We start from the raw sequence: 19,529 nt of genomic DNA, 5'->3' as shown, positions 1-19,529 counted from the left end.
CCTATCGGCGCGTCCGCTTCCGCGTTGCGTATCGGCACGGGATTCCTCCGCTGCGTATCCCCGGAGGGACACCTCGTACGTCTCGTGGGCCGCGGCCGTCCCGGCCGCCCCACATGATGCGTCACGGCGGCGGGAAAGCAGAAGCGGCCGGTCCTGCCCCCGAGGCAGGTCCGGCCGCTTCCGCGCACCGCGGTGGCGCGCTGTCCGGCTACTTCGCCGGTTCCGGCTCCGGCGCGTCGGCCGTCTCCGGCTCGCCCGTCGGATCGGCCGGGGTCTTCACGGACTCCAGCAGCAGCTGGGCGACGTCGACGACCTGGATCGACTCCTTCACCTTGACGCCCGTGGCGGAGCCGCTTTCGGATGCGGCCTTCTTGCCGTTGACCGAGTCGGTCAGCATGACCAGGCAGAACGGGCAGGCGGTGGAGACGATGTCCGGGTTGAGGGAGAGGGCCTCGTCGACACGCTCGTTGTTGATGCGCTTGCCGATCCGCTCCTCCATCCACATCCGGGCACCACCGGCGCCGCAGCAGAAGCCGCGCTCCTTGTGGCGGTGCATCTCCTCGTTCCGCAGACCCGGGACCTTGGCGATGATCTCGCGCGGGGGCGTGTAGATCTTGTTGTGACGGCCCAGGTAGCAGGGGTCGTGGTACGTGATCAGGCCCTCGACCGGGGTCACCGGGATCAGCTTGCCCTCGTCGATGAGGTGCTGGAGCAGCTGCGTGTGGTGGATGACCTCGAACTCGCCGCCGAGCTGCGGGTACTCGTTGGCGATGGTGTTGAAGCAGTGCGGGCAGGTCGCGACGATCTTCTTCGCGGACTTGGCCTTCTTGGTCGAGTCGTCCTCGTCGTCCTCGCCGAACGCCATGTTCAGCATCGCGACGTTCTCCTGGCCGAGCTGCTGGAACAGCGGCTCGTTGCCGAGGCGGCGGGCGGAGTCACCGGTGCACTTCTCGTCGCCGCCCATGATCGCGAACTTGACGCCCGCGATGTGCAGCAGCTCCGCGAAGGCCTTGGTGGTCTTCTTGGCGCGGTCCTCCAGGGCGCCGGCGCAGCCGACCCAGTAGAGGTAGTCGACCTCGGTGAGGTCCTCGACGTCCTTGCCGACGATCGGGACCTCGAAGTCGACCTCCTTGGTCCACTCGACGCGCTGCTTCTTGGCCAGCCCCCAGGGGTTGCCCTTCTTCTCCAGGTTCTTGAGCATCGTGCCCGCCTCGGACGGGAACGCGGACTCGATCATCACCTGGTAGCGGCGCATGTCGACGATGTGGTCGATGTGCTCGATGTCGACCGGGCACTGCTCCACGCACGCACCGCAGGTCGTGCAGGACCAGAGGACGTCCGGGTCGATGACGCCGTTCTCCTCGACCGTGCCGATCAGCGGGCGCTCGGCCTCCGCGAGGGCTGCCGCGGGAACGTCCTTCAGCTGCTCCTCGGTCGCCTTCTCCTCGCCCTCCATGTCCTTGCCGCCGCCGGCCAGCAGATACGGGGCCTTGGCATGCGCGTGGTCGCGCAGCGACATGATCAGGAGCTTCGGGGAGAGCGGCTTGCCGGTGTTCCAGGCGGGGCACTGCGACTGGCAGCGGCCGCACTCGGTGCAGGTGGAGAAGTCGAGGATGCCCTTCCAGGAGAACTGCTCGACCTGGGAGACGCCGAAGACGGCGTCCTCGGCCGGGTCCTCCCAGTCGATCTCCTCGCCGCCGGTCGTCATCGGCTGCAGGGCGCCCAGGGCGACCGCGCCGTCGGCGTTCCGCTTGAACCAGATGTTCGGGAAGCCGAGGAAGCGGTGCCAGGCGACACCCATGTTGGTGTTGAGGGAGACCGTGATCATCCAGATCAGCGAGGTGCCGATCTTGATCATGGCGACGAAGTAGATGAGGTTCTGCAGGGTGCCGAGGGCCAGTCCCTTGAAGGCCAGGACCAGCGGATACGAGACGAAGTACGCGGCCTCGTAGCCGTCGACGTGGTGGATCGCGCCCTCAAGACCGCGCAGGGTGAGGATCGCCAGGCCGATGATGAGGATGACGTACTCGACGAAGTACGCCTGCCAGGCCTTCGAGCCCGCGAACCGGGACTTGCGGCCGGCCCGGGACGGGAGGTTCAGCAGCCGGATGGCGATCAGCACGAGGATGCCGACCGTCGTCATCAGGCCGATGAACTCGATGTACAGCTCGAACGGCAGCCACTCGCCGATGATCGGGAGGACCCAGTCGGCCTTGAAGAGCTGGCCGTAGGCCTGGAGCAGCGTCGGCGGCAGGGTCAGGAAGCCGATCGCGACGAACCAGTGCGCGAAGCCCACGATGCCCCACCGGTTCATCCGGGTGTGGCCGAGGAACTCCCTGACCAGGGTGATCGTGCGCTGCTTGGGGTCGTCGGTGCGACTGCCCGCCGGTACCGGCTGTCCGAGGCGGACGAACCGGTAGATCTGCGCGACGGCTCGGGCGAGGAGCGCGACGCCGACGACGGTCAGCACCAGCGACACGATGATCGCGGCGAGTTGCATGGTGGGGGCTCCTCGGGCCTGCTCGGGTGGGATTCAGCGATGATCGCTGATTACTAAGCAGTAACTTAATCAGTCTGTGCTGACACTATCCACTTATTCCGCCGTCCTGTAGCCGGGCAGGCGGTGATCTGTGTCGCTCAGGCGTGCCTTGCCGTGCCGCAGCCGGGCGGCCGTCTCGCGCAGGGGTCCTCCCGCGGCCCGGACCAGGATCGCCAGATCCAGCCGGAGCCGGTGGTGTTCGGCGTAGTGCTGGTCGAGGAGGTCCGCCGCGTCCCACGGCATGGCCGAACGGTGGCGGACCTGGGCCAGGCCGGTCAGGCCGGGCCGCAGTTCCAGCCGCCAGTCTCGCGCATCCGTCCGCCGCCCGAGCGCCTCGGCCGGCGTGAGTGGCGCCGGGCCGACCAGGGACAGCTCGCCCCGTACGACATGGGGCAGCCGGGACAGGACGTGCAGCCGCAGCCGCCGGGTGCGCAGCGACCGCAGCGTGAAGGGGCGGCCCCCGGCGCCGATCCGGGGCGCGTGCGTCCAGGCGGAGCCGGGGCCGCCGCGTACGGCGAGGGCCAGGGCGGCCGCGGCGATCAGCGGGGCGGCCAGCAGCAGGAGGGTCGTGCCGAGTGTCAGGTCCAGGGTGCGTTTCGCGGAGGGGAGGCGCGGTGTGCGCCCCCGCGTGGACCTCGGTGTACGCGTCTGCATCGTTCGCACCTGCCTGGGTCGGGCCGCCCGCCGTGGGCGGATCGGGTGCCGGTTTTGCGCGGCTCTCGGCATTTTGTGACAGAACGATCCCACGAGGCGATGATGGGGAGGGGTGTGTGGCCCCCGGGGGGTGCGGGGTGTCGCGCGCCGGAGGGGTGGGTCGGGTGCGTACGGCCCGTATGCGAAGGGTGTCCGGTCCCCTTCGGAGTGATGTTTTCCCTGGTCGCATGGGGTACATGCATGTTAGTTGAGTCGACTCGACTCAGGTCTGTTGACTCTGGGGCGGGTGTCATGCATCCTTGAGCCAGATCCACTCAAGTAGTCAGTTGGAGGAATTGAAATGGCACGTGCGGTCGGCATCGACCTGGGCACGACTAACTCCGTCGTCAGCGTTCTCGAAGGCGGCGAGCCCACCGTCATCACCAACGCCGAAGGCGCCAGGACCACGCCGTCCGTCGTCGCCTTCGCGAAGAACGGCGAGGTGCTGGTCGGCGAGGTCGCCAAGCGCCAGGCTGTGACGAACGTCGACAGGACCATCCGCTCCGTCAAGCGCCACATGGGCACGGACTGGAAGATCGACCTCGACGGCAAGAGCTTCAACCCGCAGCAGATGAGCGCCTTCATCCTGCAGAAGCTGAAGCGCGACGCCGAGGCCTACCTGGGCGAGAAGGTCACCGACGCGGTCATCACCGTTCCGGCGTACTTCAACGACTCCGAGCGCCAGGCGACGAAGGAGGCCGGCGAGATCGCGGGCCTGAACGTCCTGCGCATCGTCAACGAGCCGACGGCCGCCGCGCTGGCGTACGGGCTCGACAAGGACGACCAGACGATCCTCGTCTTCGACCTCGGTGGCGGCACCTTCGACGTGTCCCTCCTGGAGATCGGCGACGGCGTCGTCGAGGTGAAGGCCACCAACGGCGACAACCAGCTCGGTGGTGACGACTGGGACCAGCGCGTCGTCGACTACCTGGTGAAGCAGTTCGCCAACGGGCACGGCGTGGACCTGTCCAAGGACAAGATGGCTCTCCAGCGTCTCCGCGAGGCCGCGGAGAAGGCGAAGATCGAGCTGTCCTCCTCGACGGAGACCACGATCAACCTGCCGTACATCACGGCGTCGGCCGAGGGCCCGCTGCACCTGGACGAGAAGCTCACGCGCTCGCAGTTCCAGCAGCTCACCGCCGATCTCCTGGACCGCTGCAAGACGCCGTTCCACAACGTCATCAAGGACGCGGGCATCCAGCTCTCCGAGATCGACCACGTCGTTCTCGTCGGTGGCTCCACCCGCATGCCGGCCGTCGCCGAGCTCGTCAAGGAGCTGACCGGCGGCCAGGAGGCCAACAAGAGCGTGAACCCGGACGAGGTCGTCGCCATCGGCGCCTCGCTCCAGGCCGGTGTCCTCAAGGGCGAGGTCAAGGACGTCCTGCTCCTCGACGTCACCCCGCTGTCCCTCGGCATCGAGACCAAGGGAGGGATCATGACCAAGCTCATCGAGCGCAACACCACGATCCCGACCAAGCGCTCCGAGATCTTCACGACGGCCGAGGACAACCAGCCGTCCGTGCAGATCCAGGTCTACCAGGGCGAGCGCGAGATCGCGGCGTACAACAAGAAGCTCGGGATGTTCGAGCTGACCGGCCTTCCGCCGGCGCCGCGCGGTGTCCCGCAGATCGAGGTCGCCTTCGACATCGACGCCAACGGCATCATGCACGTCGCCGCCAAGGACCTCGGCACCGGCAAGGAGCAGAAGATGACCGTCACCGGCGGCTCCTCGCTGCCGAAGGACGAGGTCAACCGGATGCGTGAGGAGGCCGAGAAGTACGCGGAGGAGGACCACGCCCGCCGCGAGGCCGCCGAGTCGCGCAACCAGGGCGAGCAGCTCGTCTACCAGACGGAGAAGTTCCTCAAGGACAACGAGGACAAGGTCCCCGGTGACGTGAAGACGGAGGTGGAGACCGCGCTCACCGAGCTGAAGGAGAAGCTCAAGGGCGAGGACACCGCCGAGATCCGCACGGCCACCGAGAAGGTCGCGGCCGTCTCCCAGAAGCTGGGCCAGGCCATGTACGCCAACGCCCAGGCCGAGGGCGGCCCGCAGGGCGACCCGCAGCCGGGTGCCCAGGCCGACGGCCAGGACGACGTGGTCGACGCCGAGATCGTCGACGACGAGAAGGACACCAAGGGCGGTGCGGCGTGACCGAGGAGACTCCGGGCTTCGAGGAGGAGCCCGACGTCCCCTCCGGCGCCACCCCCGACGACGCCGAGCCGAAGGCCGCCGACTCCTCCTCGGAGAAGGCGGCCCCGGCCGGGGACGCTGATCGGACCACCGGTCTGACGGCCCAGCTGGACCAGGCACGCAGTGCGCTCAGCGAGCGCACCGGCGACCTCCAGCGCCTCCAGGCCGAGTACCAGAACTACCGCCGCCGGGTCGAGCGGGACCGGGTCACGGTCAAGGAGATCGCCGTCGCGGCGCTCCTGTCCGAGCTCCTGCCGGTGCTCGACGACGTCGGCCGGGCCCGTGACCACGGTGAGCTGGTGGGCGGGTTCAAGTCGGTGGCCGAATCCCTGGAGACGGTCGTCGCCAAGCTGGGACTCCAGCAGTTCGGCAAGGAGGGCGAGCCCTTCGACCCGACGATCCACGAGGCCCTGATGCACAGCTACGCGCCGGACGTCACCGAGACGACCTGCGTGGCGATCCTGCAGCCGGGGTACCGGATCGGCGAACGGACCATCCGCCCCGCGCGGGTGGCCGTGGCCGAGCCGCAGCCGGGGGCGACCCCGGCCGCCAAGGAAGAGAAGACCGACGACGAGGAGAGCGGTGGCGGCGAGGAGGTCTGACATCCCGTCCGACCACCAGGCCGCACACCGCCCGGTCACGGGGCCTCTCGCCCGGACGCTGCCGCACCGCGGCGGGGTCCGTACGGGAGGCCCCCGGCCGATCGTCCGGAAGGAGGGACGTCGATGAGTACGAAGGACTTCGTCGAGAAGGACTACTACAAGGTTCTCGGCGTCCCGAAGGACGCCACCGACGCCGAGATCAAGAAGGCGTACCGGAAGCTCGCCCGCGAGTTCCACCCGGACGCCAACAAGGGCGACGACAAGGCGGAGGAGCGCTTCAAGGAGATCTCCGAGGCGAACGACGTCCTCGGCGACACCAAGAAGCGCAAGGAGTACGACGAGGCGCGCGCCCTCTTCGGCAACGGCGGTTTCCGCGCCGGACCCGGCGGCGCGCAGGGCAACTTCAACTTCGACCTGGGCGACCTCTTCGGGGGCGCGCAGGGCGGCCAGGGCGGCGCCGGCGGATTCGGCGGCGGCGGTCTGGGCGACGTCTTCGGCGGGCTGTTCAACCGGGGCGGCACGGGTGCCGGCCCCCGGGTGCAGCCGCGCCGCGGCCAGGACATCGAGTCCGAGGTGACGCTCAGCTTCACCGAGGCGGTCGACGGGGCCACGGTCCCGCTGCGGATGTCCAGCCAGGCGCCCTGCAAGGCCTGCTCCGGCACCGGCGACAAGAACGGCACCCCGAGGGTCTGCCCGACCTGTGTCGGCACCGGCCAGGTCTCGCGCGGCAGCGGCGGCGGCTTCTCGCTCACCGATCCCTGTGTGGACTGCAAGGGCCGGGGCCTCATCGCCCAGGACCCCTGCGAGGTCTGCAAGGGCAGCGGCCGGGCCAAGTCCTCCCGCACCATGCAGGTGCGGATCCCCGCGGGCGTCCTGGACGGCCAGCGGATCCGGCTGCGCGGCAAGGGCGCGCCGGGCGAGCGCGGCGGACCGGCCGGCGACCTCTACGTCGTCGTCCACGTCGACGCCCACCCGGTCTTCGGCCGCAAGGGCGACAACCTCACGGTCACCGTGCCGGTCTCCTTCACGGAGGCGGCGCTCGGCGGCGAGGTGAAGGTGCCGACGCTCGGCGGGCCGCCCGTCACCCTGAAGCTTCCGGCCGGTACGCCGGGCGGACGCACCATGCGAGCCCGGGGCAAGGGCGCCGTGCGCAAGGACGGCACCCGTGGCGACCTGCTGGTCACCGTCGAGGTGGCGGTCCCCAGGGACCTGGGCGACGAGGCCCGGGACGCCCTGGAGGCCTACCGGAAGGCGACCGCGGACCAGGACCCGCGGGCGGAGCTGTTCCAGGCAGCGAAGGGAGCTTGAGGTGGACGGCCGACGACGCAATCCGTACGAACTCACCGACGATTCCCCGGTGTACGTGATCTCGATCGCGGCCCAGCTCTCGGGCCTGCATCCGCAGACGCTGCGCCAGTACGACCGGCTCGGTCTGGTCTCGCCCGACCGCACGGCCGGGCGTGGCCGGCGCTACTCGGCCCGCGACATCGAGCTGCTGCGCACCGTGCAGCAGCTGTCGCAGGACGAGGGGATCAACCTCGCCGGGATCAAGCGCATCATCGAGCTGGAGAACCAGGTCGCCGCGCTCCAGCAGCGCGTCGCCGAGCTCTCGGCGGCGGTGGACGGCGCGGCGGCGGCGATGCAGCAGCGCGAGGCCCAGGTCCACGCCTCCTACCGGCGCGATCTCGTGCCGTACCAGGACGTGCAGCAGACCAGCGCGCTGGTCGTCTGGCGCCCCAAGCGGCCGAAGGACTGACCCGGCGGGTCCCGGGTGCCTTCCGGGGCCCGTACGGCCCGCACGGCCCGCAGGAGAGGCCCGTCATCCCGTTCGCCGGGGTGGCGGGTTTCTCGTGTGCCGGGGAGGGGTGCGGTCAGGCCTCCTGGTCGAGGATGCCCGACCGGGCGATCAGATAGCCGAGCTGGGCGCGGCTGTTGCTGCCGAGGGCGGCGTTGAGCTTGGCCACGTGGGCGCGGCAGGTGCGGACGTTCATGCCGAGCCGGCGGGCGATGGAGTCGTCGACGTGGCCCTCGACGAGCAGTTGGGCGATGGAGCGCTGGACGCCGCTGATCCCGCGGGGCACGGAGTCGTACTTGACCTCTTCGCGGAGGGGGGCCGCGCGGGCCCACAGCTGCTCGAACACCTTCACCAGGTACTCGACGAGTCCGGGGTGGCGCAGTTCCAGGGCGTTCTGGCGGTCGTCCGTCGCCGGGATGAACGCGACCGTGCGGTCGAAGATGATGAGCCGTTCGATGAGCTCCTCAAGAGTGCGGATCTCGACGCTCTCGTCGGCGATGCGCTCGGCGTACGCCAGTATTCCGGGGCTGTGGCGGACCGTGTGCTGGTACAGGGTGCGAATGCTGACGCCGCGGTCCACCACGGACAGCCCGCGCTCCAGCGCCTCGCTGAGCCGGTCCTCGCTCCGGCCGCCGCCGGGCTGGACGGTGAGGACCTCGGTCCGGCACTCTGCAGTGGCCAGGTCGAGTGCCGCGTTGATCCGGTTGAAGCCCTCCAGCACGGTGATGGCATGGGTGGTGGGCGCGTCCTGGGCGCTGATGTCCATGAAGGGTTCGAAGGATTCGGCCAGCTGGATCGAGTGGCGGCGCCGTTCCTGGATCTCGCGCTCGATGGGGTTGAGATGCTTCGCCAGGGCGGCCGACGGAGGGACGGGTCTGAGCCAGGCGGCGTCGTCGGGGTCGGGGTGCAGCAGCGCGAAGTCCATGAGGCAGGGCGCGGGTTCGGCCTCGCTCCGGGCGATGCGGCCCGAACGCAGCGCACTTGCGTAGAGACGTCTTCCTTCGTCGCACAGCTCAGTGATGCCATGAGGATGTGTCGGCTTTATATCACTTCTGACCATTTCTCCACCCCCCAGGTTCCTGAACATGCAGGAACATGATGCATCGACTTGGTGGTGTTCGTGTGCCCAGGTGAGACATCGTCTTTGGTGCGGGGGAGAAGAATCCACAAGTGAGGACGAAGCCGACTATGTATAAGCGAATGCTTCGCTCGGCGCTTGCCGCCTCGTTCGTTGCGGCTCTGAGCCTCGGGGCCCTGAGCGCCGGCGACATTGCCTGGAGGAGCGGGTCCGGGGCGACGGCGGGCGACATCGCCTGGTCGACCCGGGCGGGTGCGGCCGGCGACATCGCCTGGTTCGGCGGAAACGCCGCACCGTCCGACATCGCGTGGCGTGTCCAGGCCGCGGCCCCCGGCGACATCGCCTGGGTTCAGCCGACCCGTGCGGGCGCCTGACATGACCACCCCGCCGGACGACCGGACCTTCCGGCGCGAGATGGCAACGGCCTACCGCTCAGGGTGGCACTTCATCGACCTCGTCACGGCCCTCCCCCACCGTGGTGATTCGTTGATGGTCACTCTGTTCGGCGACCCGGTCGTCGTCGCCCGTGAGGACGACGGAGAGGTGCGGGCCTACCGCTGCCTCCGCAAGCCGCGCGGCGCGCCGCAGCCGGTGCGCTGTGCCATCCGGTACGACATGATCTTTGTGAACCTCGACCGGCGTGACCACCAGCTGTTCGAACCCGAAACCATTTCCGCCACCCCCCGCAGTGCCTGAGCGATCCCCCGTCGTTCCACGTCGCTCAGTCACTCCCCCACACAACGGCGCCTCCGTGACCTGAACACGGTGGCGCCGTTGTGCTGTCCGGGTACGGCCGGGGCGCGGTCAGGCCCGTCCGAGCGCCCGGTCGAGGGTGATCTCGATGACGACGCGGTCGGGGTTGGGCGACGGGGTGCGGGCGTAGCGCTCGGTGTGCCGGCGCACGGCCTCGGCGACCCGGTCCTCCTCCGTACGGATCCGGGCGACGCCCTCCAGGGTCGCCCAGCGGCGCCCGCTCACCTGGCAGGCCGCGACCCGGGCGCCGTCCGGGCCGGCGGCCAGGATGTGGGCGGCCTTGCGGCTGTTCCTGTTGGTGATGACCCGGGCGAGGCCCGCCTCGGGGTCGTACGTCACGCAGACCGGCACCACGTGCGGGGTGCCGTCGGGGCGGTGCGTGGTGAGGGCCGAATAGTGGGGCTCGCGCCAGAAGGCCAGGTAGTCCGGGCCGGGATCGCGTACGTCGACTGCCATGGGGCCAGCGTATGCAGGGGTCGGGAGCGCTGCGGTGGCGGGCCGACCGGGGCGCCGGTTCACTCGGAGCGGACGGGTGCGCGCGGAGTCCGCGAAACTGCCTTGAGTGGAATAGACTCAACTTTGTGCACGTTGACCGTGTCAGTCATCAGTATTGAGCCAGAACCGCCGCCGCAGGAAGGAGACAGCGCACGTGGACGCCGAGCTGACCAACAGGAGCCGGGACGCGATCAACGCGGCCACCAGCAGGGCCGTGAAGGACGGACACCCCGATCTGACCCCCGGGCATCTGCTGCTGGCGCTGCTCTCGGGCGAGGACAACGAGAACCTGGTCGATCTGCTGGCCGCCGTGGACGCGGACCAGATCGCCGTGCGCACCGAGACCGAGCGGCTGCTGGGCGCCCAGCCCAGCGTGACCGGCTCGACCGTCGCACCGCCGCAGCCCAACCGCGAGCTGCTGGCCGTCATCTCCGACGCCGCCGAGCGGGCCAAGGAGCTGGGCGACGACTACATCTCCACCGAGCACCTGCTGATCGGCGTCGCCGCGAAGGGCGGCCGGGCCGGTGAGATCCTCGACGGGCAGGGCGCCAGTGCGAAGAAGCTGCTGGACGCGTTCGAGAAGAGCAGGGGAGGGCGCCGGGTGACCACACCGGACCCGGAGGGCCAGTACAAGGCCCTGGAGAAATTCGGTACGGACTTCACGGCGGCCGCGCGTGAGGGCCGGCTCGACCCGGTCATCGGGCGCGACCAGGAGATCCGCCGCGTCGTCCAGGTGCTCTCGCGCCGGACCAAGAACAACCCGGTGCTCATCGGCGAGCCCGGCGTCGGCAAGACCGCCGTCGTCGAGGGGCTGGCCCAGCGCATCGTCAAGGGCGACGTCCCGGAGTCCCTGAAGAACAAGCGGCTCGTCTCGCTGGACCTCGGCGCGATGGTCGCGGGCGCGAAGTACCGCGGCGAGTTCGAGGAGCGCCTGAAGACCGTCCTCTCCGAGATCAAGGAGAGCGACGGCCAGATCATCACCTTCATCGACGAACTGCACACCGTCGTCGGCGCTGGCGCCGGCGGCGACTCGGCGATGGACGCGGGCAACATGCTCAAGCCGATGCTGGCCCGCGGCGAACTGCGGATGGTCGGCGCCACCACGCTCGACGAGTACCGCGAGCGCATCGAGAAGGACCCGGCCCTGGAGCGCCGCTTCCAGCAGGTACTGGTGGCCGAGCCGACCGTCGAGGACACCATCGCGATCCTGCGCGGGCTCAAGGGCCGCTACGAGGCCCACCACAAGGTGCAGATCGCGGACGCCTCACTGGTCGCCGCCGCGACGCTCTCCGACCGCTACATCACCTCCCGCTTCCTCCCCGACAAGGCCATCGACCTCGTCGACGAAGCCGCCTCCCGGCTGCGCATGGAGATCGACTCCTCGCCCGTCGAGATCGACGAACTCCAGCGCTCGGTGGACCGGTTGCTCATGGAGGAGCTGGCCCTCAAGAACGAGACGGACCCCGCGTCCAAGCAGCGGCTGGAGAAGCTGCGCCGCGACCTCGCCGACAAGCAGGAGGAGCTGCGCGGCCTCAACGCCCGCTGGGAGAAGGAGAAGCAGGGCCTCAACCGGGTCGGTGAGCTGAAGGAACGCCTCGACGACCTGCGCGGCCAGGCCGAACGCGCCCAGCGCGACGGCGACTTCGACACCGCGTCCAAGCTGCTGTACGGGGAGATCCCCGGACTGGAGCGCGAGCTGGCCGAGGCCGACGAGGCCGAGCAGGAGGCCGCCCGCGAGCCCAAGGAGACCCTGGTCAAGGAGGAGGTCGGCCCCGACGACATCGCCGATGTCGTGGGCGCCTGGACCGGCATCCCGGCCGGCCGGCTCCTGGAGGGCGAGACGCAGAAGCTGCTGCGCATGGAGGCGGAGCTGGGCAAGCGGCTCATCGGGCAGACCGAGGCCGTGCAGGCCGTCTCGGACGCGGTGCGCCGCACCCGGGCCGGGATCGCCGACCCCGACCGGCCCACCGGCTCGTTCCTCTTCCTCGGCCCGACCGGCGTCGGCAAGACCGAACTGGCCAAGGCGCTCGCCGACTTCCTCTTCGACGACGAGCGGGCCATGGTCCGCATCGACATGAGCGAGTACAGCGAGAAGCACAGCGTCGCCCGGCTGGTCGGCGCCCCGCCCGGATACGTCGGCTACGAGGAGGGCGGCCAGCTCACCGAGGCCGTCCGCCGCCGCCCGTACACCGTCGTGCTGCTGGACGAGGTCGAGAAGGCCCATCCCGAGGTCTTCGACATCCTGCTCCAGGTCCTCGACGACGGCCGGCTCACCGACGGACAGGGCCGGACGGTGGACTTCCGCAACACCATCCTGATCCTGACGTCCAACCTCGGCAGCCAGTACCTGACCGATCCGCTGAGCAAGCCCGAGGAGAAGAAGAGCCAGGTCCTGGACGTGGTCCGGGCCGCGTTCAAGCCGGAGTTCCTGAACCGGCTGGACGATCTGGTGGTCTTCTCCGCGCTGTCCGGCGACGAACTCGCGCATATCGCGGGGCTCCAGATCGACCGGCTCGCCAAGCGGCTGGCCGACCGGCGGCTCACCCTGGACGTCACCCCCGAGGCCCTGGAGTGGCTGGCCGAGGAGGGCAACGACCCGGCCTACGGCGCCCGGCCGCTGCGCCGCCTCATCCAGACGGCGATCGGCGACCGGCTCGCGAAGGAGATCCTCGCGGGCGAGGTCGCGGACGGCGACACGGTGCGCGTCGACCGGGCCGGTGACGGACTGCTCGTCGGCCGGGCGGTCTGAGCCGCCGCCGGAACGCGGACGTCGGGAATACGGTGATTACCGAGGAATAGGCGGGACGTCCCCCGTCCGGAGCGGTCCATTCCCCGGCATCGGTATCGCGCCAAACGTGCTGCCCCGCCCCCTGCGCGCGAACGCCCTTCCCAGGGCTTCGGTGACCACCTCGAACCCCCTCTGGCAAGGGAGTTCGAGGTGCGGAGCCCCGCTGCCCGGCCAGGGGTGCGCGTATAAACAGGACACCGCACCCCACCTGCGGCGACCTGCCCGCGGCTGGGAATAGAGGTCGAATTGTGAGGCCGGTAGCGTGCCCGCATGAACGAGCGGACAGGCGATGAGATAACCAACGGACCCAAGAAGTCCAGATCTGACAATCTCTTTCACCTTGGCGAATTCCGTACCCTTTGGGCTGCTTACGCTCAGTCGATCCTGGGCGACCAGCTGGCCCGTGTGGCGCTTTCGTTGCTTGTCTTCGAACGTACGGACTCGCCGGGATGGACCGCGGCGACCTATGCCCTGACCACCTTGCCGGCGCTGCTCTCCGGAGTGCTGCTCTCCGGTCTCGCGGACCGGTTCCCCCGGCGTACGGTCATGGTCAGCTGCGATCTGACCCGGATGGTGCTGGTCGGGCTGATGGCGCTGCCCGGGATGCCGCTGCCACTGCTCGCCGGACTGCTGGTGCTGGCGCAGCTGGCCGAGGCGCCCTTCGGCGCCGCCCAGGGCGCGCTCCTGCCCACCGTGCTGGGCGTCGAGCGGTACGAGCGCGGCCAGCGGGTCATGCAGATCACCCATCAGGCGGGCCAGCTGGTCGGGTTCGCCGGGGGCGGGCTGCTGGTCGCGTGGCTGGGCAGCAACCGCTCGCTGGCGGTGAACGCGGCGACCTTCCTGGTCTCGGCGGCCCTCATCCGGTTCGGTGTGAAGGCCCGCCCGGTGACGAGCGCCGAGGCGCGTACGGCGAAGCTCGGCGCCCAGGTCGGCGGCGCCGCAGCACTGATCTGGTCGGACCGCAGGCTCCGCTCGCTGCTGGCCCTGGGCTGGCTCGCGGGGTTCGTCGTCCTGCCGGAGGGGCTGGCCGCCCCGTTCGCCGACGAGGCCGGCGGCGGGACCTACGCGGTGGGGCTGCTGCTCGCCGCGCATCCGGCGGGCATGGTGCTGGGCGCAGCCCTGCTGGGACGGTCCGGGGTCGGGGACGAGACCCGGCGCCGGCTGCTCGGCCCGCTGGCCGTCGCCGCGAACCTGCCGCTGGTCGTCTACCTGCTCCACCCCAGTACGGAAGTGGCGATGTTCCTGCTGCTGGTCGCCGGGGTCTGCTCGGCGTACCAGATCACCGCGGGGGCCACCTTCGTCCTGCTGACCCCGCCCGACCGGCGCGGCCAGGCGCTGGGGCTCGCCCGGTCCGGGGTGACCGCCATGCAGGGCATCGGTGTGGCCGCCGGCGGGGCGGTGACCGAGCTGACCGGCTCCTCGGGGACCACCATCGGGGCCTCCGGGGTCCTCGGGGTGATCTGTGCCGTCCTGGCCGCCACCGCCTGGGCACGGGCACGGGGGACCGGGGCCGAGATGCTTCCCGGGAAGGCGTAGCACCCCTCGCACCGTCCCGCCCGGTCCGGACGCACGGCCAAGGCCCCGGGCGGTCTACGCTCCGGCGCCCAAACGCGGCTAGGGTCGTCGGCAGGAAACCACGCGCGATCCACAGGAGTACCCAGCGATGTCTATCGACCCGTCCTCGATCCCCAACTTCGGGGGCCAGCCCGAACCGCAGGCGGCAGGACCGGAGGGCCCCGTCGTCCCCGACCAGGACCTCGTCAAGCAGCTCCTGGAGCAGATGGAGCTCAAGTACGTCGTCGACGACGAGGGCGACCTCGCCGCGCCGTGGGAAGAGTTCCGCACGTACTTCATGTTCCGCGGCGAGGGCGAGCAGCAGGTCTTCTCGGTCCGTACGTTCTACGACCGCCCGCACGACGCGGACCAGCGCCCGGTCCTCCTCGACGCGATCGACGACTGGAACCGCCGCACCCTGTGGCCCAAGGTCTACACCCACACCCACGAGCCCGAGGAGGGCTCCGAGGAGACCGGCACCTCGATCCGGCTGATCGGTGAGGCGCAGATGCTCATCGGCACCGGCGTCTCGCTGGAGCACTTCGTCTCCTCGACGGTCAGCTGGGTGCGCGCCTCCATCGAGTTCGACAAGTGGCTGCTGGAGCGCCTGGGCCTGGCCCCGGCCGAGGAGAAGACGGAGGGCGCCGAGGGCGACCCGACGCCGCCGGGAGTCTGAGCCCCCGCGTCACGACACCGGGCCCGGCCCGGGAGCGGTCCCTGCGGACCGCCCCGGACCGGGCTCCGTCATGTCCGGGACGGGGCGGGCGGGAGCCCGGCCGCCCCCAGCGTCTTCAGCCGGGCCACGGCCTCCTCCAGGACCTCGGTGCGCTTGCAGAAGGCGAAGCGCACGAAGGGCGCGCCCTGTTCGCGGTGGTCGTAGAAGACGGCGTTCGGGACGGCGACCACACCGCAGCGCTCCGGGAGCGAGCGGCAGAAGGCGAAGCCGTCGCCGGTGGGGTCGAGGGGGCCGATGCCGGTGGTGACGAAGTAGGTGCCGGAGGGGCGGTAGACCTCGAAGCCGGCCTCGGCCAGCCCGTCGCTCAGCAGGTCGCGCTTGGCCCGCAGATCGGCGCGCAGCCCGTCGAAGTACGCGTCGGGCAGACGCAGCGCCTCGGCGACCGCGTACTGGAAGGGCCCCGCCGAGACATAGGTGAGGAACTGCTTCGCCGAGCGGACCGCCGCCACCAGCTCCGCGCCCGCGGTGATCCAGCCGACCTTCCAGCCGGTGAACGAGAAGGTCTTGCCGGCCGAGGAGATGGTGACCGTGCGCTCGCGCATACCGGGGAACGAGGCGATCGGGATGTGCTCGCCCTCGAAGACCAGGTGCTCGTAGACCTCGTCGCTGACCACGAGGAGGTCGCGTTCGCACGCCAGCTCGGCGATCGCGGCGAGTTCCTCGCGGTCGAGCACGGTGCCGGTGGGGTTGTGCGGGGTGTTGAGCAGCAGCAGCCGGGTGCGGGGGGTGACGGCGGCGCGCAGCTCGTCGAGGTCCAGCCGGTAGGTGCGCGTGGACGGTTCGGGGTGCAGGGTCACGGGGACGCGGGTGGCCCCGGCGAGGGCGACGGACGCGGCGTACGAGTCGTAGTACGGCTCCAGCGCGACGACCTCGTCGCCCGGTTCCAGCAGCGCGAGCATGGCGGCGGCGATGGCCTCCGTGGCGCCCGCCGTGACCAGGACCTCGGTGTCGGGGTCGTACGCCAGGCCGTAGCGGCGCAGCTGGTGGTCCGCGATCGCGGTGCGCAGCTCGGGGACGCCGGGGCCCGGTGGGTACTGGTTGCCGTGGCCGGCCCGCAGGGCGCGGACGGCGGCCTCGCGGACCTCCTCGGGGCCGTCGGTGTCGGGGAAGCCCTGGCCGAGGTTGATGGCTCCGGTGCGGGCGGCGAGCGCGGACATCTCCGCGAAGATCGTCGTGCCGAACTCGGCGAGGCGGCGGTTGAGCAGCGGTCGGCGCTGTGTCATGGACGTCATCCTGCGCGGAAGCTCTGGAGTTGCTCAAGTCGGCTTTGGTGCGGCGGCGGCGGGGGCATCCCCCAGGCACGCGGGAATCGGCAGGGAGCGGGGGCTCCGCCGCGGGGACGGAAGGACGTGAGGTCGATGGTGGCTCTGCTCGTCGGGGTGATCGTGATCGTGGGGGTCGTGCTCCTCGTCGTGAGGCTGGCGAACGCCGGAGGCCGGGGGAATCCGCTGGGCGGTGCGCCCCGGGGCCGGCGCGGGGCGCGCAGCGGGGGCGCGGCCGGGGGCAGCTGGTGGGTCGGCGGCGGGGACGGCGGCAGCGGCGGTGACTCGGGCGGTCACTCCGGGGGGCACTCGGGCGGCCATTCCGGAGGTCACGGGTGCGGTGGAGGCTCCTCGTGCGGCGGCGGCTCGTCGTGCGGGGGCGGGGGCGGATGCGGCGGAGGCAGCTGACACGGGGCAGCTGGTCCGCGCGGGCGGGCCCGTCCGGCCGGTCCGGTCAGGTCCGGCAGAAAGGTGTTCGGAGGGACCGGGGGGATGCATCGAAATCCCCCTAAGTCCCTTCGGACACCTTTTTGTTGGCCGTCCGGCGCGTGCGCGGTGAACATCAGAACCGGAGGGCCCCCGGGGGGATGGAAACCACGTCAAGTTGGGCAAAAACGCTGCGAGTGCGGCGTAGTCCGTGATTCCCTCATGAGAGAGAACATTCAGCCCTCGGACCCCAGTTGGACCTGATCGGGCGCTTCCCACCTCCCACGTGCACCACGTCGGGGCGCCCCCTGTCCACGTGTCCCATGTGTGTTTTGCGGAGCCGACCCATGCTCACGACCCTTCATACGGCCTATTCCGACACCCGCGCCGCCGATCTGGCCTGGGCGCTGGGGCGCGAACCGCTCCCGGCGCTCGCCGTGCTCGACCTCGAACTCGGCGGCGCGCAGTTGCAGCTGCGCCTGCTCGGCGCCTCCCACCAGGTGCTCCTCAAGGAGGAGTACGGCGACTGTTCCGAGACCGTCGCCTGTATCCCGGGCAGCAGCACCCCGCTGCCCCTCGGCGTCTCCAAGCGGCTGGGGGAGTGGGACTACGAGTTCGCCGCCCGCGTCGAGACGCTCACGCCGGGTTCGTTCGCCGGGCGGGCGCAGGAGCTGCTCGCGCTCGTCGCCGACCACCCGCACGGCCTGGCGGGAACGTTTCCCGGCAGCCCGCACGCCTTCACGGCGATGCTCGCCCAGCGGACCGAGGGCCAGGTGCGCTGGCGCACCTGGCACGCGTATCCGCAGGAGGGGCGCCTCGTGGTCACACGGACCCGGGTCGGTGTGCGGATGCCGGCCGCGGCAGCGCTGTGACCGGGCCCAACTCCGGTGCGCGTGCGCCGATTACACCCTTGTGGGTGACAAGCGGCGACGGGTCCGTGACGTAGCGTTCGCGGCATGATCGACCAGCAGGTGTCGCTGCGAGGGGGCGCGGCGCGGCTCCCCGTGCGGCCGAGGACCGGCCGGTACCTCGTGCTGGCCGCCGTCTTCATCTGCGCCGCCTGCGGGCTGGTGTACGAACTGGAACTGGTGGCGCTCGCCTCCTATCTGATCGGCGACTCCGTCACCCAGGCCTCCGTCGTGCTGTCCGTGATGGTCTTCGCCATGGGGATCGGCTCGCTCTTCGCGAAACGTTTACGCAACCACGCGGCGGTCGGGTTCGGACTGATCGAGGCGGCGCTCGCCCTGATCGGCGGCTTCTCCGCCCTGGTGCTCTACGCCTCGTTCGCCTGGTTCGGGGAGTCGAGAGTCGCCCTGGTCGGGTTCTCGCTGGCCATCGGCATTCTGATCGGTGCGGAGATCCCCCTGCTGATGACGCTGATCCAGCGGGTGGACCGGCAGGACGCGGGCGGGGCCGTGGCCGATCTCTTCGCGGCCGACTACGTGGGCGCACTGGTCGGCGGACTGGCCTTCCCGTTCCTGCTGCTCCCGATGTTCGGGCAGCTCACCGGCGCGCTGCTCACCGGCGCGGTGAACGCGGCGGCGGGCGGGGCACTGGTCCTGTGGGTGTTCCGCCGCGACCTCACCACGCGCTCGCGCTGGCTGCTGGTCGTCGCCAACGTCGGGGTGATCGCCGTACTGGCCACGGCGGCCCTGCTCTGCGACGACTTCGAACGGGCGGCGCGGCGGGCGGTGTACGGGGACGGGGTGCGCGTCGCCGTGCAGACCGAGGTCCAGGAAGTGGTGCTCACCGGCAGGGGCCGGGACTCCCTGGACCTGTATCTGGACGGGCGGCTGCGGGTCAGCTCCAAGGACGAGTACCGCTACCACGAGGCGCTGGTGCACCCCGCGATGAACGGGCCGCACGCCCGGGTGCTCATCCTGGGCGGCGGGGACGGCCTGGCCGCCCGCGAGGTGCTGCGCTACCCGGACGTACGCCGGGTGACGCTGGTCGAGCTGGACCCCGGCGTCACCCGGTTGGCCCGGACGGACCGCGCCCTGTCCGCGCTGAACGCGCACGCCTACCGCGACCCCCGGCTGACCGCCGTGACCGGGGACGCGTTCACCTGGCTGCGCACGGTGCGGGACCGCTTCGACGTGGTGATCGCCGACCTCCCGGACCCGGGGATCTCGGCGAGCACGAAGCTGTACTCCGCCGAGTTCTACGGGCTGGTCGCCGGGGCGCTGGCCCCCGGTGGCCGGCTGGTGGTGCACGGCGGCCCCCCGGTGAGCCGGCCGCACACGTTCTGGACGGTGGAGGCCTCGGTCCGGGCGGCGGGGCTGCGGACCCGCGCCTACCGGGTGAGCGGACGGTACGCGGGGTCCCCGGCCGGCCCCGACCGGTCGAGCCGCCGGGCCGGGGAGGTGCACGGCTGGGGGTTCGTGCTGGCGGCCCCCGGTGCGGTGCCGCGCCTCGGGCTGGCTCCCGGGGCCCCGCGCCTGCGCTCGCTGACCGGCCCCCTGCTGCGGGACGCCGGGCGGCTGGCGGAGGCCGGGCGGCTGCCGGACCAGGCGCCCTCGACGCTGGTGCACCCCCGGTACTGGGAGCGGTGAGCGGGGGTGTGCCGGGCCGGGGGAGGAGGGGGTGCGCCGGTCCGGAAGCGCTGACGCGGCGGCCG

The 19,529-nt window shown here is 70.8% G+C and carries 16 protein-coding genes; 11 read left to right on the top strand and 5 right to left on the bottom strand.

What is annotated here, in order from left to right:
• Positions 1-208: 208 nt before the first annotated feature.
• Together ACFVDM_RS00305 and ACFVDM_RS00300 are read right to left on the bottom strand one after the other, a co-directional pair.
• On the bottom strand, positions 209-2,500 hold the full coding sequence (locus ACFVDM_RS00305; RefSeq protein WP_383630772.1) for a (Fe-S)-binding protein: 2,292 nt from the start codon (positions 2,498-2,500) through the stop codon (positions 209-211).
• Between the two features lie 93 nt (positions 2,501-2,593).
• On the bottom strand, positions 2,594-3,193 hold the full coding sequence (locus tag ACFVDM_RS00300; RefSeq protein WP_383630769.1) for a sugar transferase: 600 nt from the start codon (positions 3,191-3,193) through the stop codon (positions 2,594-2,596).
• Between the two features lie 340 nt (positions 3,194-3,533).
• Between ACFVDM_RS00300 and dnaK the strand changes: the two genes are divergently transcribed.
• The 4 genes from dnaK (at position 3,534) to ACFVDM_RS00280 (ending at position 7,781) form a co-directional block, all read left to right on the top strand.
• On the top strand, positions 3,534-5,384 hold the full coding sequence (gene dnaK / locus ACFVDM_RS00295; protein WP_383630766.1) for a molecular chaperone DnaK: 1,851 nt from the start codon (positions 3,534-3,536) through the stop codon (positions 5,382-5,384).
• Complete coding sequence (grpE, locus tag ACFVDM_RS00290) at positions 5,381-6,025, top strand: nucleotide exchange factor GrpE (RefSeq protein WP_383630763.1); 645 nt, start codon at positions 5,381-5,383, stop codon at positions 6,023-6,025. Before dnaK ends, grpE begins: the two co-directional genes overlap by 4 nt.
• A gap of 123 nt (positions 6,026-6,148) precedes the next feature.
• Positions 6,149-7,333: a molecular chaperone DnaJ gene (gene dnaJ, locus ACFVDM_RS00285; RefSeq protein WP_383630760.1), complete on the top strand. Its 1,185-nt coding sequence runs from the start codon at positions 6,149-6,151 to the stop codon at positions 7,331-7,333.
• 1 nt (position 7,334) lies between these two features.
• Entirely contained in the window at positions 7,335-7,781 is a 447-nt protein-coding gene (locus tag ACFVDM_RS00280) for a heat shock protein transcriptional repressor HspR (RefSeq protein WP_383630757.1), read from the top strand.
• 115 nt (positions 7,782-7,896) lie between these two features.
• Here ACFVDM_RS00280 and ACFVDM_RS00275 read toward each other — a convergent pair whose 3' ends face one another.
• Positions 7,897-8,907, bottom strand: a complete 1,011-nt coding sequence (locus ACFVDM_RS00275) for a helix-turn-helix transcriptional regulator (protein ID WP_383630754.1) — start codon at positions 8,905-8,907, stop codon at positions 7,897-7,899.
• 113 nt (positions 8,908-9,020) lie between these two features.
• On the opposite strand from ACFVDM_RS00275, the gene ACFVDM_RS00270 reads away from it, so the two are divergent.
• The gene (locus ACFVDM_RS00270; RefSeq protein ID WP_383630751.1) at positions 9,021-9,272 is read left to right on the top strand and encodes a hypothetical protein; all 252 of its coding nucleotides are present in this window, start codon (positions 9,021-9,023) and stop codon (positions 9,270-9,272) included.
• A gap of 1 nt (position 9,273) precedes the next feature.
• Positions 9,274-9,594: a (2Fe-2S)-binding protein gene (locus tag ACFVDM_RS00265; RefSeq protein WP_383630748.1), complete on the top strand. Its 321-nt coding sequence runs from the start codon at positions 9,274-9,276 to the stop codon at positions 9,592-9,594.
• 108 nt (positions 9,595-9,702) lie between these two features.
• Here ACFVDM_RS00265 and ACFVDM_RS00260 read toward each other — a convergent pair whose 3' ends face one another.
• Positions 9,703-10,107, bottom strand: a complete 405-nt coding sequence (locus ACFVDM_RS00260) for a pyridoxamine 5'-phosphate oxidase family protein (protein WP_383630745.1) — start codon at positions 10,105-10,107, stop codon at positions 9,703-9,705.
• Between the two features lie 193 nt (positions 10,108-10,300).
• Between ACFVDM_RS00260 and clpB the strand changes: the two genes are divergently transcribed.
• From clpB to ACFVDM_RS00245, 3 genes are all read left to right on the top strand, one after another.
• Positions 10,301-12,895, top strand: coding sequence for an ATP-dependent chaperone ClpB (gene clpB / locus ACFVDM_RS00255; RefSeq protein WP_383630742.1), 2,595 nt, complete (start codon positions 10,301-10,303; stop codon positions 12,893-12,895).
• Positions 12,896-13,204: 309 nt separating this feature from the next.
• Entirely contained in the window at positions 13,205-14,470 is a 1,266-nt protein-coding gene (locus ACFVDM_RS00250; protein WP_383630740.1) for an MFS transporter, read from the top strand.
• A gap of 127 nt (positions 14,471-14,597) precedes the next feature.
• On the top strand, positions 14,598-15,164 hold the full coding sequence (locus tag ACFVDM_RS00245) for a YbjN domain-containing protein (protein ID WP_383630737.1): 567 nt from the start codon (positions 14,598-14,600) through the stop codon (positions 15,162-15,164).
• Between the two features lie 68 nt (positions 15,165-15,232).
• Here the strand turns inward: ACFVDM_RS00245 and ACFVDM_RS00240 are convergent, their stop codons facing one another.
• Positions 15,233-16,447, bottom strand: coding sequence for a pyridoxal phosphate-dependent aminotransferase (locus ACFVDM_RS00240; RefSeq protein WP_383630734.1), 1,215 nt, complete (start codon positions 16,445-16,447; stop codon positions 15,233-15,235).
• Between the two features lie 812 nt (positions 16,448-17,259).
• On the opposite strand from ACFVDM_RS00240, the gene ACFVDM_RS00235 reads away from it, so the two are divergent.
• Positions 17,260-17,784, top strand: a complete 525-nt coding sequence (locus tag ACFVDM_RS00235; protein ID WP_383630731.1) for a DUF2617 family protein — start codon at positions 17,260-17,262, stop codon at positions 17,782-17,784.
• Positions 17,785-17,868: 84 nt separating this feature from the next.
• Complete coding sequence (locus ACFVDM_RS00230; protein ID WP_383630728.1) at positions 17,869-19,464, top strand: polyamine aminopropyltransferase; 1,596 nt, start codon at positions 17,869-17,871, stop codon at positions 19,462-19,464.
• The last annotated feature ends 65 nt before the right edge of the window (positions 19,465-19,529 follow it).

The sequence above is a fragment of the Streptomyces sp. NPDC057682 genome (assembly GCF_042799575.1).
GTDB lineage: Bacteria > Actinomycetota > Actinomycetes > Streptomycetales > Streptomycetaceae > Streptomyces.
Note: the sequence above shows the minus strand (reverse complement) of the source record. Positions and strands in the feature narration are given on the sequence as shown.

Excerpts from the sequence above, each read along its gene's own strand:
- ACFVDM_RS00305 (WP_383630772.1), bottom strand. The coding sequence starts at position 2,500 with ATGCAACTCGCCGCGATCATCGTGTCGCTGGTGCTGACCGTCGTCGGC.
- ACFVDM_RS00300 (WP_383630769.1), bottom strand. The coding sequence starts at position 3,193 with ATGCAGACGCGTACACCGAGGTCCACGCGGGGGCGCACACCGCGCCTC.
- dnaK (WP_383630766.1), top strand. The coding sequence starts at position 3,534 with ATGGCACGTGCGGTCGGCATCGACCTGGGCACGACTAACTCCGTCGTC.
- dnaJ (WP_383630760.1), top strand. The coding sequence starts at position 6,149 with ATGAGTACGAAGGACTTCGTCGAGAAGGACTACTACAAGGTTCTCGGC.
- ACFVDM_RS00275 (WP_383630754.1), bottom strand. The coding sequence starts at position 8,907 with ATGTTCAGGAACCTGGGGGGTGGAGAAATGGTCAGAAGTGATATAAAG.
- ACFVDM_RS00270 (WP_383630751.1), top strand. The coding sequence starts at position 9,021 with ATGCTTCGCTCGGCGCTTGCCGCCTCGTTCGTTGCGGCTCTGAGCCTC.
- ACFVDM_RS00265 (WP_383630748.1), top strand. The coding sequence starts at position 9,274 with ATGACCACCCCGCCGGACGACCGGACCTTCCGGCGCGAGATGGCAACG.
- ACFVDM_RS00260 (WP_383630745.1), bottom strand. The coding sequence starts at position 10,107 with ATGGCAGTCGACGTACGCGATCCCGGCCCGGACTACCTGGCCTTCTGG.
- ACFVDM_RS00250 (WP_383630740.1), top strand. The coding sequence starts at position 13,205 with ATGAACGAGCGGACAGGCGATGAGATAACCAACGGACCCAAGAAGTCC.
- ACFVDM_RS00245 (WP_383630737.1), top strand. The coding sequence starts at position 14,598 with ATGTCTATCGACCCGTCCTCGATCCCCAACTTCGGGGGCCAGCCCGAA.
- ACFVDM_RS00240 (WP_383630734.1), bottom strand. The coding sequence starts at position 16,447 with ATGACACAGCGCCGACCGCTGCTCAACCGCCGCCTCGCCGAGTTCGGC.
- ACFVDM_RS00235 (WP_383630731.1), top strand. The coding sequence starts at position 17,260 with ATGCTCACGACCCTTCATACGGCCTATTCCGACACCCGCGCCGCCGAT.
- ACFVDM_RS00230 (WP_383630728.1), top strand. The coding sequence starts at position 17,869 with ATGATCGACCAGCAGGTGTCGCTGCGAGGGGGCGCGGCGCGGCTCCCC.